The organism is Baekduia sp. (assembly GCF_035996765.1).
Classification (GTDB): Bacteria; Actinomycetota; Thermoleophilia; order Solirubrobacterales; family Solirubrobacteraceae; genus Baekduia.
Genome location: NZ_DASYJG010000043.1, coordinates 102,269 through 115,084, shown reverse-complemented (window position 1 = coordinate 115,084; position 12,816 = coordinate 102,269). Strand labels below are relative to the sequence as shown.

Sequence of the window (12,816 nt, the reverse complement as noted above, 5' to 3'; positions counted from 1 at the left end):
GGTCAGTCGTTGGCGGTGACCGCGTCGAGCACGGAGGCGAAGCGCTCGCGTGCCGCCGCGCGCCGTGTCGGCACGTGCTCGGTCGGAACGTGGTCGGCCGGCGGCGCGTAACCGCGCAGGATCTGGCGGGCGACCGACTGGCGGTGGACCTCGTCGGGACCGTCGTAGATCCGGGCCGCGCGCGCGTAGCGGTACATCGCCTCCAGCGGCAGGTCGGTCGAGTAGCCGAGCGAGCCGTGGGCCTGCAGCGCGCGGTCGATCACGTCGTGCAGGACGCCCGCGCCGTAGAACTTGATCAGGCTGATCGGCGTGCGGGCCGCCGCGACGCCCTGGGTGTCCATCACCCACGCCGCATGCAAGGTCATCAACCTGGCCGCCTGCATCTGGGCCGCGGAGTCCGCGATCCAGTTCTGCACCGACTGATGCTCGCCGAGCGTCTTGCCGCCGCTGACCCGGTAGGTCGCGCGCTCGCAGAGCATGTCGAACGCCCGCTGGGCGACGCCGAGCCAGCGCATGCAGTGGTGGATGCGTCCGGGATAGAGCCGCTGCTGGGCGATCAGGAAGCCCTCGCCCTCGGCGCCGAGCCGCTGCGTCGCCGGCACACGCACGTCCTCGTACACGATCTCGGCGTGGCCGCCGAGCTTGCCGAACGCCTCCCACGGATGCTCCATCGTCGGCACGTCACGGAGGATGTTCACGCCCGGCGCGTCGGCCTCGACGAGGAACATCGTCGCGCGCTGATGGGGCCGCGCGTCGGGGTCGGTGACGGCCATCACGATCAGGAAGTCCGCGATCGACGCGTTGGAGGAGAACCACTTGCGCCCGCTGATCACGTAGTCGTCGCCGTCGCGGACCGCGCGCGTCTTCAGCGTCGTCGGGTCGCTGCCGGCGGTGTCCGGCTCGGTCATCGAGAAGGCCGACTTCAGATCGCCGGCCAGCAGCGGCTCGAGGTAGCGCTCCTTCTGCTCGACGGTGCCGGCCAGCGCGAGCACCTCGCTGTTGCCCGAGTCCGGCGCCTGGCAGCCGAAGGCGTTAGGCGCAAACGGCGTCGTTCCGAGCACCTCGTGCAACAACCCCAACTTGACCTGCCCGTAGCCCTGACCGCCGAGCGACGGATCGAGATGCGCGGCCCACAGGCCCTGACGGCGCACCTCTTCCTGCAGCGGCGCGTAGATGCGGTCAAGGGGCCTCCTGCGAGAGCTCGCCGACGACCGTCTCCAGCGGCCAGATCTCCTCCCGGACGAACGTGCGCGCCCACTCCAGCTTGGCGGCGTAGTCAGGGTCGGTGCTGAAGTCCCAGGCCATGACGCCGAGCCTACTCCGGCGCGGGCCGGCGGCGGCGCGGCTCCCTGCCGGCAGGCTGCGACGGACGCTCGCGCTGTGGCGCCGGCGGCACGGTGCGGCGGACCGGCTCGCCGACGGTCAGCGCCAGCCGCTCGCCAAAGTGCGAGATCTCCAGTCCGTCACCGCGCTGGAGCGTGTAGGTCGCGCCGTCCTCGTCGACCTCGACGTGGACGCGCCCCATGGCCACGCAGATCCGGAAGGCCAGACGGCCCACGCCCGGCGGCAGGCGCGGCGCGAACGTCAACGCGCCGTCGTGGTCGCGAAAGCCGCCGAAGCCGGCGACGAGCGCCAGCCAGCTGCCCGCCAGCGAGGCGATGTGCAGGCCGTCGCGGGTGTTGTGCTCGAGGTCGTGGAGGTCCATGAACGCGGCCTCGCCGAGGTAGTCGTAGGCCAGGTCCAGGTGCCCGGTCTCGGCGGCCATGATCGCCTGCACGCAGGCCGACAGCGACGAGTCGCGGACGGTCAGCGCCTCGTAGTAGGAGAAGGCGCGCGCTTTCTCCTCGTCGGTGAAGCGATCGCCGCAGACGTAGAGCGCCATGACGAGGTCGGCCTGCTTGACGACCTGCTTGCGGTAGAGGTCGAAGTAGGGGTAGTGCAACAACAACGGGTAGTGATCGGCGGGCGTGCCCTCGAAGTCCCAGCGCGCGTGGTGGGTGAAGCCCTCGGCCTGCATGTGGACGTCGAGGATCCCGTCGTAGGGCACGTGCATGGCGTCGGCCGCGGTGCGCCAGGCGCCGACCTCGTCGGCCGCGACATCGAGCGCCGCGGCCTCCTTGGGATGGCGGTCGACGGCATCAGCCGCGCCGAGCAGGTTCCGGCGCGCCATCAGGTTGGTGTAGGTGTTGTCGTCGCTGACGGCGCTGTACTCGTCGGGGCCGGTCACGCCGGGCAGCCGGAAGCGGCCCTTGCGATCGTGATGGCCGAGCGCGGCCCAGAGGCGCGCGGTCTCCACCAGGAGCGGGAGCCCGACGTCGCGCGCGAAGGCGGTGTCGTCGGTCGCATGCTGGTGGCGCAGCACGGCCCCGGCGATGTCAGCGCCGATGTGCATCGCCGCCGTGCCGGCCGGCCAGTAGCCCGAGCACTCGCGACCGGCGATCGTGCGCCACGGAAACGCGGCGCCGGCGAGGCCCAGCTGGGTGGCGCGCTCGCGGGCCAGGTCGAGCGTCGCCAGCCGCCAGCGCAGCGCGTCGCCCGCGGCCTCGGGCATCGTGTAGGTCAAGACCGGCAAGACGAAGGACTCGGTGTCCCAGAACGCGTGGCCGTCGTAACCCGAGCCGGTGAGGCCCTTGGCGGGGATCGCGCGCCGCTCGGCGCGGGCCCCGGCCTGCAGGACGTGAAAGAGCGCGAAGCGCACCGCCTGCTGGAGCTCCGGGTCGCCGTCGACCTCGACGTCGGCGTCCTCCCAGAACGCGTCGAGGTACGCGCGCTGCTCGGCGCAGAGCCCGTCCCAGCCGGTGTGGCGCACCTCGGCGAGGCTGCCGCGGGCTTGGGCGCGCAGCGACGGCAGCGCCCGCGAGCTCGACCACGAGTAGGCCAAGAACTTGAGCACGCGCAGCTTCCCGCCGGCCGGTACGTCGGCCGCGATGATCACGCGGCCCTCGTCGCCGCCAGCTTCCGCGCGCGTCTCGGTGCCCTCGGGCCCGTCGACGATGTGGTCCATGGTCGCGCAGGTGCCGATGCCGCTGCGCTCCAGCCGGTGCACGAGCGAGACGCGTAGCTCGTCGCAGTAAGCCTCTTCGCTCTTCAGCGGCGCCGCGATGGCGGCCGCCGCCCGCGGGTCCATCGCCTTCGGGTCAACTTGGCCGTCCTCGTTGGCCACCAACTCGCTCTGGACCACCAGCCGAGCGCCGTCGCCGAGCGCCTCGACCTCGTAGAGGATCGCCGCGGCCCCGCGCTGGGTCAGCGACACCAGCCGCGTCGAGGTGATCCGCACCTCGGCGCCGGCCGGCGAGCGCCAGTGGACGTGACGGCGCAGGACGCCGGCGCGGAAGTCCAGCACGCGCTCGTGATGCAGCAGCTCGCCGTAGCGGACGTCGAAGAGCTCGTCGTCGACGTGCAGGCGCAGCAGCTTGCCGTCGGTGACGTTGACCACCGTCTCGCCCGCCTCGGGGTTGCCGTAGGCGCTCTCGGCGTAGGGCAGCGGACGGACCTCGTGCAGGCCGTTGAGGTAGGTGCCGGGGAGGCCGTAGGGCTCGCCCTCGTCAAGGTTGCCGCGCATCCCGATGTGCCCGTTGGAGAGCGCGAAGACCGACTCGGACTGGGCGAGCATCTCGAGGTCGAGCGCCTCCTCGCGCAGCGCCCAGGGATCCTCGGAGTAGTTGGGGTGGTCGATCACGGCAGCAGCTCGGCGAGATCCTGGACGACGATGGTGGCGCCGTGGTCGGTCAGCGCTCCGGCCTGGCCTACCCGGTCGACGCCGACGACGACCCCGAAGCCGCCTGCCCGGCCCGCCTGCACGCCGGCCAGCGCGTCCTCGAAGACCGCGGCGTGCGCCGGCTGCACGCCGAGCGCCTTGGCCCCCGCCAGGAACGTGTCGGGCGCCGGCTTGCCCTTCAGCCCGCCTTCGGCGACCGCGTGGCCGTCAACGATGTGGTCGAAGAGCTCGAGGATGCCAACCGCCTTGAGCACTTCCTTGGCGTTGGCGCTGGAGGAGACGACGGCGAGCTTGCGGCCCGCCTCCTTGGCGGCGTGGACGTAGCGGATCGAGCCCTCGTAAGGCTCGACGCCATCGCGCTCGATGATCTTCAGGACGAGGTCGTTCTTACGGTCGCCGAGCGCTTTGACCGTCGCCTCGTCGGGCTCGATCCCGCGCGACTTCAGGAAGCTGCGCACGCCATCGGGCCGCGGCAGGCCGTCGACGTACTCGTCGTAGTCGTGGTGGGCGTCGAACGGGACGAAGCGGTCGCCGTCGCGTTGCTTGAGGTACTCGTCGAACATCGTCTTCCAGGCGGCGGCGTGCACCTTCGCCGTCTGGGTCAGCACGCCGTCGAGGTCGAAGAGGTCAGCCTGGATGTCGTCCGGGAGTCCGAGCACGGCCCCATGCTAGGCGTGGCGACCGTGCTTGCTCGGCGTCACGCCGTCGCCGGTGCGCTCTCGCCCTCCGGCAGCCGCACCGCATCCAGCGGCTGGGCGACAAGTTGACCGCCGGCGCAGTCCTCGCCGCGGACCTTGCGGCGGGGGTTGACGATGCCCACGAGGCCGAGGATGCCGCCGGCCGCCACCAGCGCCGCCGCGAGCCCCATGCCGAGGCGGAACGCGTCGACCGAGGCATCCTGGACGGCGGAGGACACCGGGGCGCGCTCGGCCACCGGCAGCGCCGAAACGTCGACCGATGCGAGCGTGCGGCGCTTGGCCTCGGCGACCGCCTTGGTCGACGCGGCGCTCAGCGGCCGACCGCTCAGGGACGCGTCGATCGACGACGAGAACGAGGCCGACACAACAGCGCCCAGCGCGGCGACCGCGAGCAGGCTCGCCACGCGCGCGATCGCGTTGTTGACCCCCGAGGCGATGCCGGCGTTGCGCTCATCGGCGTCGGCGAGCACCGTCGCCGTCAGCGGCGCGACGGTCGCCGAGAGCCCGAGCGAGAACAACAACAACGCCGGCAGCACATCGGTCCAGTAGCTCAGCGGCGCGGACAGGCGCATCATCAGCAGCAGCCCGGCCGCGGCGACCACCGGCCCCAGGCCCATGAACAGGCGCGGCCCGTAGCGATCGGCCATCCGGCCCGCGCGCTTGGACAGCAAGAACATGACGATCGTCGCGGGCAGCGTCGCCAGCCCGGCCTGCAGCGCGTCGTAGCCCACCACCTGCTGCAAGAACAACACCAAGAAGAAGAAGGTGATTCCCAGGCCGCCGTACATCGTGAACGTCTGCGCGTTGCCGACGGCGAAGTTCCGGCGCCGGAAGAGGCCGAGCGGGAGCATGGGATACGGCGTGCGCGACTCCCACCACAGGAACGTCACCAGCAGCGCGATGCCGACCAGCGCCGGCCCGATGACGCCCGGCGAGCTCCAGCCCAGCGTGGGCTGGCGGATCAGCGCGAAGACCGGCCCAGCGAGGCCCAGCGCACAGAGCGTGGCGCCCAGGACGTCGATCGGCGCGTGCCGCCGGCCGCGCTCGCGCTGCGGCACCGCGATCGCGATCAACATCAACGTGAAGAGCACGAACGGGACGTTGATGGCAAAGATCCAGCGCCACGACGTGGCGTCGATCAGGTAGCCGCCACAGAGCGGACCGACCACCGTCGCGATCCCCGACCACGCCGTCCACGACCCGATCGCCATGCCGCGCTCCTCGGGTGGGAAGGCCGAGACGATCACCGCCAACGCGCTCGGCGTCAGCAGCGCGCCGAACACCCCTTGCAGCGCGCGGCCGGCGATCAGCACCTCGACCGACGGGGCCAGCGCGCAGACCAGCGAGACGGCGCCGAAGCCCGCGACGCCGATCGCGAAGACGCGCCGCTCGCCGAGCAGATCGCCGAGCGAGCCGCCGATCAGGATCAGCGAGCCGAGCGCGAGCAGGTAGGCGTTGGAGATCCATTGCTGCCCGGCCAGCCCGCCGCCGAGGTCGCGCGAGATCGACGGCAGCGCGACGTTGACGACCGTCGCGTCGAGGCCGACCACGAAGGACCCCATGATCGCGGCGAGCAGGCTGAGCCGCTTGGGGTCGCGCAGTGAGGACACGCCCCCAGTCCTATCGGGCGGCGACCGCCCTGTCCAACCCGCCCGTCGGCTCAGAGGGCGCGCGCTGAGGACGCGGTCTGCAGCGACCACGACAGCGCCTCGGCGTAGCACTCGCCAAGCGGGTCCTCGGTGCCAGAGGCGCCCACGGAGGTGACGCCCCACTCGTAGTCGAGCACCGCGGTCAGCGCCGCGCCGTCGGGTCCGGCGCGATGCAGCAGCGCGTCGATGACGGCCTCGTGCAGCGGGATGCCGTCCAGCGCATCGGCCATCGGCACGCCCAGCATCGCGTCGGCGACCGAGAGCAGGCCGACCGAGAACGCGATGTCGGTGTCGCCGTCGCGCAACTGCGCCAGGCGGCAGAGCGTGCGCGCGCGGCTCAGCGCGGTCGGCACCAGCTCGTCGCAGTGCGTCGTGATGCCGCTGAGCACGAGCATCATCGCCCACTGCCGGACGGTGCGCGGACCGAGCATCGTGACGGCGTCGTGGACCGACGTGATGCGCCGGCGCAGCGAGTAGGCGGCCGAGTTCAGCAGGCGCAGGAGACGCAGCGTCAGCCCGGGGTCGCGCGTGACGATCGCCTCGATCTCCTCGAACGTCGCGTCGGCGCGCGTGAGGACGCCGATGTCGTGCAGCGAGCAGGAGGCCGATGAGGGGATCTCGCGCCCGGTGACGATCTCCGGCTTGCAGAAGAAGAAGCCCTGAAACAGCTCGTAGCCGAGGGCGAGGCAGTCCTCGAACATCGCCCGGTCCTCGACCTTCTCGGCCAGCAGCGTGACGTCGAAGCCGCGCAGGAGGCGCGCCTGCTCGGCGGCGTGCTCGACGCCGCCGGCCAGCACATCGATCTTGACGATCGAGGCGAGGCCGAGCAGCTCGTCGGCCTCGGGGCTGTAGACGAAGTCGTCCAGCGTGATCGGGAAGCCGGCCGCTGCGAACTCGCGCAGGCGGCCGAGCAGCTCATCGTCGAGCAGCTGGTCCTCGAGCAGCTCGAGCACGACCTCGCCGGGCGGCAGCGACAGCGGATCGACGTCAAGGAGGAACCGCCGCGAGACGTTGATCCACGCGGGCATGGCACCGACGAGGCTGCTGAGGCCGATGTCGCCGAAGGCGGCGAGCAGGACCTGCGCCGTGGCCTGCTCCCCGTCGGTCGCCGACCCGCGGTGCAGCAGTTCGTAGCCCTTGAGGCGTTGGCGCCGGTCGAGGATCGGCTGGCGGGCGACCGCGACGGAGCTGGCGAGCGCGACGTCCATGCGGCCCTTTGGTCGGCTGATCCTGAGCGCTCTGTAGGCCCGGGCCCGGGGGTTCTGGCCGAATGGTCGACCCAACAGGACGCCAACATCGCGCCCACCGGACCCTCACGGGCCCCTGCGGGCAGCTTCAGCGCCCGGCGAGAGGGTTCGGCGCGGTGCGTGAGACCCCGGCCTACGCCGCCGTGACGGCGGGCTCGACCTCCTCGGCGGGGCGCAGCCGGCTGCGCTCGGCGCGCCCGAGCCTGACGACGGCGCTTCCCGCGCTCCTAGGCACCGTGGCGTCGGGTGCGACCGTCGGCCTCTGCACCGCGCTCGTGCTGGCCGCCGCGGAACGTCCGTCGTTCCTGTCGGGCCCGGCCCGCCACGGCTTCCCGTCCTGGATGGTCGGGCCGCTGGCCCACCGCGCGGGCGGGCTGCCGGCCAGCACCACGGCCCTGCAGGCCGACCTCGTGCGGGTCCTCGCGCTGCTGGCGATCGCCTGGCTCGTGGCGTGGCTCTGCGCCGACCGCATCCCCGCGGCGGTGCTGTGGGGCGCGGTGGTCACCGCCTACGTTGTGCTGCTGCTCGGGCCGCCGCTCTCGCTGACCGACGTCTTCAACTACCTGCACTACGGGCGGATGGGCCCGCGCTACGGGCTCAACCCCTATATCTCGCTCCCGCTCGCCGCCCCGCACGACGCGGCATACCCCTACAGCAACTGGCACCACCTGCCGTCTCCCTACGGGCCGCTCTTCACGCTGGTCTCCGAGGCGCTGTCGCCGCTCTCGCTGCCGGTGGCCTACTGGACGCTGAAGGCGCTGCTGCTGGGCGCTTCGCTCGGGACGCTGGCGCTCGTGGCCACGACGGCGCGGCGGTTGGGCCGGTCGTGGAAGGCCGCTGTGGCGCTGGTCGCGTTCAACCCCTTGGTGTTGGTCTACGGCGTCGGCGGCGCACACGGGGAGCCGTTCCTGCTGCTGGCGATGGTCGGCGCGGTCGCGCTGGTCGTCGCGGGCCGTGCCTCCGACGCGCCGTGGTATGACGCCGCCGCGGGCGCATGCGTCGTGGTCGCGACCGGCGTCAAGCCGTCGGCGGTCTTGTTGGTGGCATTGGTCGTGCTCGGCGCGCGGCGCCGGCTGCCGGCGCTCGGGGGCGCGCTGGCGGCCGGCGCGCTGACCGGCGTTGCGGTCCTGATCGCCTTCGGCGGCCACCTGCCGGCAACGTCGATCCAGGATCGCCTGGTGACGCCGCTGAGCGTCGCCAACGTCGTCGCCGCGCTGGCCGGCCACGGCGGCCTGACCGCGCAGGACCGGACGATCGCCCACGGGCTGCTGGCCGTGGTCTGCGCGGGCGCCGCCATCGCAGTGCTGCAGCGTCGCGACCGCCTGCCGGGGGCCGCCGGGCTCGTGATGCTCGCCGGCGTGCTGACGCTCGGCTGGACGATGCCGTGGTACGTCTGGTGGATCCTGCCGTTCGCAGCGCTGGCGCGCACCCGCGCGCTGGCCGCCGCCTGTGTCGTGTTGACCGTCTGGCTGGCGCTCGGCGCGATCCCGCAGATGCCGCGCCTGATCCACGACGCGCACTTCTACCCGACGCGCTCGGTCGCCGGGCGCACCAACCACGACTTGACCGAGAGGTATCTCAAGTGAGCACCCAGCTCGTGCGCTTCGCGGTCGTGGGAGCATCCAACACGATGATCACGTTGATCATGTACGCCTTGCTCGTGACGGCCGGCGTGCCGTCGGTGGCCGCGGCAGTGCTCAGCTGGTCGGGCGGCGCGGCCAACGGCTACCGGCTCAACCGCGCGTGGACGTTTGCCTCGACGGTGCGGGGCGCGCGACCGGCCGTGCGCTACGCGGCGGTGCAGGCGCTCGGCGCCGGCCTCAACGCGCTGGCGATCTGGGCGCTCGTCACCCACGAGCACGCCCCGCGGATCGCGGGCGAGCTGGTCGCGCTGCCGGTCGCCACCGCGCTGACCTTCTTGTGCTGCCGGCGCTGGGTCTTCGGCGCGGGCGCCGCGCGCGTGAGGCGCGCCGCGTGACGCGCCACCGGCGGGCGCTGGCGACGACGCTGGGCGCGCTGGCGCTGCTGGCGGCGGCCGCGTGGGCGACCGGCGCCTTCGCGCTGCGCTACGCCTCCAGCCCGGCTCGGACGCCATGCGCGGTGCTCCCACCGGGCGACAACAAGGTCTCGGTCGACACGCCCGACGGCGACCGGACCGTCCTGCTGCACGTTCCCGCCAGCGGCGCCGACAAGCCGGTGCCGCTCGTCATCGCGCTGCACGGCGCCGGCGAGACCGGACCCGACTTCGCGCAGGACACCGGCTTCAGCCGCCTGGCCGACCGCGAGCACTTCTTGGTGGCCTACCCGACGGCGGTCGGACCGACGGCGTTCTGGGACATCACCGGCCAAAAGCAGGGCGACCTGCCCGAGGAGGTCGCCGAGCTGGGCAAGTCGCTCGACGCGCTGGAGGGGGTGGCCTGCGTGGATCGCTCACGGGTCTTCGTGACCGGCGTCTCCAACGGCGGCGGGATGACCGCGCGGCTGGCGTGCGAGCTGTCTGACCGACTGGCGGGCGCCGCGCCGGTCGCCGGCGGCTACAAGGCGCTGCCGCCCTGCCATCCGTCGCGCAAGCTGCCGATCCTGGAGATCCACGGCACCGGCGACCAGGTCGTCCCCTACGGCGGCGCGCCACCCGACTACAAGGGCAGCGTCGCGCGCTACCTCGCGCTCTGGCGAAGGATCGACGGCTGTCGCGGCAAAGCCGCGCGCCTGGACCCCGCGCCCGGCGTGCACGAGATCACCTGGCGAAGCTGCGGCGACGCGACGCGCGTCGAGCACGTGCGGCTCGACCACCAGGCCCACGGCTGGCCCGGCGGGCCGCGGACCGTGCCATCGACCGCCGCGTTCTCGACGACGTGGCGGACGTGGGAGTTCTTCCGCTCGCTGCCGGCACGGGCACCGGCGGCGTGACGCGCAGCGCGAAGAGGAGGCCGCGGTGCGGCTGGCCGGCGGCGCGACTGACGTCGGTGCCGTGCTGGCGGGCCCAGCGGACGACGGGGAGACAGCCGGTGCGGCCGTTGCCCGAATTGGCCGTGCAGGCGTCGCCGAGCAGCGCGTAGCGGACGCGGCCGGTCGCGACGGCGGCGGCGAGCTGCTGGGGCGTGACGAGCGCGCGCCCGGCCCCGTCGGACAGGATGAGGACGGGGCGCCCGTCGCGGGCGATCAGCTGGCCGACCTTGGCGGGCGCGCTGGCGGCGACCTCGTCGCCGGCGGCGGCGTCGTGGGCGTGGAGGTAGGCGGCCAGGGCGGCGAACCGGGCGTCCGGCAGCGCGCCGGGGCGGCCGGAGTCCTGCGTCGCGTGGGCGACGGCGGCGACGGAGGTCACGAGCGGCACGGCGAGCACGGCGCCAAATGTTGTGATGGCCATCGCCTTGATCACCCGCCCGCGCTCGGGCGTCGCCACCGCCAGCCCAGCGCCGAGCGCCGCCGCGACCGCCGGGTCGACGCACGCGAGGTAGCGCGGACGCAGGTCGGGCATGGCGCTGCAGAGGACGATCCCGCCGACGAGCCACGCGGCGATGGCGAGCAGCCCGCCACGGGCGATGCGGTCCAACCGCCACGGCCGCCCGAGCGCCAGCGCCGCCGCCAGCGCCGCGAGCGCGGCGACCGCCTCGATCCCGATCCAGCGACCGAGGTGCGCTTGGGCCGAGAGCAGCCGCGTGGGCGACGCCGGGCCAGGACGGCGGGAGAGCGCGACAGCGTGCTCGCGGGCGCGGGAGCCCGTCGTGGTGGTGGCCACCGCCGCACCGCTGTGGGTCGCGCGACCGGGGACGACCCGGTCGATGCCGTTGTAGATCAGCGCGGCCTGCCACGGTGAGCCGGAGGTCGACCCCAGCGCCCACGGCCGCGGGTGCAGAGGAACGAGCGAGACCACCACCAACCAGGCGGTGGCGGTGACCAGGAAAGCCGCCACGCCGATCAGCGCACCGCGACGGCGCTGCCCTGGCACGCGCGGCGCGATCAACCACCACAACAACCCAACGGCCGCCGCAGGCAGCAGCGCCTCGGCGAGCTTGACGTCAAACGCGAGCCCGACGAGCACGCCCGCCCCGGCCAGCGGCGCGAGCCGCTGCGTCCGCGCGGCCCGGACGACCAGCAGCGCGCCCGCCACCGCCAGCGCCGCCATCACCGAGTCCATCGTGTCGCTGCGCGCCGTCACCACCGCAGACGGCAGCACCGCGAGCGCGAGCCCGCCGGCCAGCGCCGCGCCGCGCCCAAGCAGGGCGCGCAGCAAGGCCATCACCAAGACGACGAGCGCCACACCGCCCAGCGCCTCGGGCACGTGCAAGGCCAACGCGGTGAACCCGAAGAGCTTGGTCGCCCCGACCTGCAGCCACAGGTCCACCGGCGGCTTGTCGATCGCCACCCGCCGACCGGGCTCGAACGCACCGGCCAAGAACGCGCTCCAGGAGGCGCCCATGCTGCGCACCGCCGCGTCGTAGTACGGATCGCCCGGCACGCGCGCGAGCGCGACGAGCCGCAGCCCGGCGGCAAGACCGACGGTCGCAACCTCCGGAGCCAGGCCAACCCACCGCAGCGCACGCCCGTCGGTTCGGGCGCGCGCCACGGTGGGAGCCGCGACGGCGACCACGCGGGTCAGACCGGACGCGCCGCGGCTGCGGGCAGGGCGGCCGGGGCCTCGGCCGCCTCTGCCCGCAGTTGCCCGCGCAGGTCCCGCAACTCGCGGAACGCGCGCAACACCACCGCCGGGTTGGCACCCGACGAGCGGCCCGCCGTGCGGGGGCGGTGGGTGACGCCAAGCTCGACGATCTCCGCGCCCGCCGCCTGGGCGCGCACCAGCAGCTCGGTGCTGACCATCGCGCCGTCGGCGCCGAGCGCCAACCGCCCGATCAGGTCGCGGCGCAGGAGCTTGAACGCGCAGTCGACATCGCGGATCGCCAAGCCGAAGGAATGCTGCACCAGCGCGTTCCAGGCGTGCGCGTTGACACGACGGTGTGCGGGGTCGGCACGCTGGATGCGATAGCCGGCGACGATGTCGGCCGTCGACACGAGCGCCAGCGTGCGATCCAGGTCGGCGAGGTCGAACTGCCGGTCGGCGTCGGTGAGGAAGATCCACTCCAGGCGCGCGGCCGCAAAGCCGGTCCGCAGCGCGGCGCCGTAGCCGCGGTTGCGCTCGTGGGCAAGGACGCGCACGCGCGGGTCGCGCTCGCCGATCGCGGTCGCCAACGCCCGCGTTGCGTCCGCGCTGCCATCGTCGACCACCAGGATCTCGTGCGCATCGGCAACGCGACAGGCGGCGGCCGTCGCGTCGGCGATCATCGCCTCGACGTTGGCCGCCTCGTCGTGGCAGGGGAGCACGATCGAGAGGCCGGCAAGACGCGGGAGCGGCCCGATGATCGGAGCCTGTGGAGAGCGATCCATGCCACCAGCCTGCTCGCGCGCCCTGAACCCGTCGCCAAGCCCAGGTTGCGTCCATGCGGAGGGGGTGTTGGGATCGTGTTGCGTTCAGGATCTCACCAGGATGAGCGGTCTACATTCGCTGC

Annotated in this window: 8 protein-coding genes and 2 pseudogenes; 3 read left to right on the top strand and 7 right to left on the bottom strand. The window is 73.1% G+C overall.

Translation table 11 applies throughout. From position 1 onward, the window contains the following. Positions 1-2: 2 nt before the first annotated feature. From VGO10_RS10980 to VGO10_RS10955, 5 genes and pseudogenes are all read right to left on the bottom strand, one after another. Positions 3-1,305: pseudogene (locus VGO10_RS10980) on the bottom strand (acyl-CoA dehydrogenase family protein). Positions 1,306-1,315: 10 nt separating this feature from the next. After that, complete coding sequence (locus VGO10_RS10970; RefSeq protein WP_327468151.1) at positions 1,316-3,679, bottom strand: glycoside hydrolase family 65 protein; 2,364 nt, start codon at positions 3,677-3,679, stop codon at positions 1,316-1,318. After that, complete coding sequence (locus VGO10_RS10965) at positions 3,676-4,377, bottom strand: beta-phosphoglucomutase family hydrolase (protein WP_327468149.1); 702 nt, start codon at positions 4,375-4,377, stop codon at positions 3,676-3,678. The genes VGO10_RS10970 and VGO10_RS10965 overlap by 4 nt, the downstream gene beginning before the upstream one ends. A gap of 38 nt (positions 4,378-4,415) precedes the next feature. Beyond that, positions 4,416-6,026: a DHA2 family efflux MFS transporter permease subunit gene (locus VGO10_RS10960; protein ID WP_327468145.1), complete on the bottom strand. Its 1,611-nt coding sequence runs from the start codon at positions 6,024-6,026 to the stop codon at positions 4,416-4,418. A 50-nt stretch (positions 6,027-6,076) separates the two neighbouring features. Then, positions 6,077-7,273, bottom strand: a complete 1,197-nt coding sequence (locus VGO10_RS10955; RefSeq protein WP_327468143.1) for an EAL and HDOD domain-containing protein — start codon at positions 7,271-7,273, stop codon at positions 6,077-6,079. Positions 7,274-7,428: 155 nt separating this feature from the next. On the opposite strand from VGO10_RS10955, the gene VGO10_RS10950 reads away from it, so the two are divergent. From VGO10_RS10950 to VGO10_RS10940, 3 genes are read left to right on the top strand one after another with little or no spacing between them, the layout of a single operon-like run. Next, positions 7,429-8,898: a glycosyltransferase 87 family protein gene (locus tag VGO10_RS10950; protein WP_327468141.1), complete on the top strand. Its 1,470-nt coding sequence runs from the start codon at positions 7,429-7,431 to the stop codon at positions 8,896-8,898. Then, positions 8,895-9,290, top strand: a complete 396-nt coding sequence (locus VGO10_RS10945) for a GtrA family protein (RefSeq protein ID WP_327468139.1) — start codon at positions 8,895-8,897, stop codon at positions 9,288-9,290. The genes VGO10_RS10950 and VGO10_RS10945 overlap by 4 nt, the downstream gene beginning before the upstream one ends. Then, complete coding sequence (locus VGO10_RS10940; protein WP_327468137.1) at positions 9,287-10,222, top strand: alpha/beta hydrolase family esterase; 936 nt, start codon at positions 9,287-9,289, stop codon at positions 10,220-10,222. Before VGO10_RS10945 ends, VGO10_RS10940 begins: the two co-directional genes overlap by 4 nt. A gap of 991 nt (positions 10,223-11,213) precedes the next feature. Here VGO10_RS10940 and VGO10_RS10935 read toward each other — a convergent pair. Beyond that, a pseudogene (locus VGO10_RS10935) lies at positions 11,214-11,732 on the bottom strand (ArnT family glycosyltransferase); the annotation flags it as partial. Positions 11,733-11,908: 176 nt separating this feature from the next. Then, positions 11,909-12,694 (bottom strand): glycosyltransferase family 2 protein, encoded by a 786-nt coding sequence (locus VGO10_RS10930; RefSeq protein ID WP_327468135.1) that lies wholly within the window; start codon positions 12,692-12,694, stop codon positions 11,909-11,911. Between the last annotated feature and the right edge of the window lie 122 nt (positions 12,695-12,816).

Excerpts from the sequence above, each read along its gene's own strand:
- VGO10_RS10955 (WP_327468143.1), bottom strand. The coding sequence starts at position 7,273 with ATGGACGTCGCGCTCGCCAGCTCCGTCGCGGTCGCCCGCCAGCCGATC.
- VGO10_RS10930 (WP_327468135.1), bottom strand. The coding sequence starts at position 12,694 with ATGGATCGCTCTCCACAGGCTCCGATCATCGGGCCGCTCCCGCGTCTT.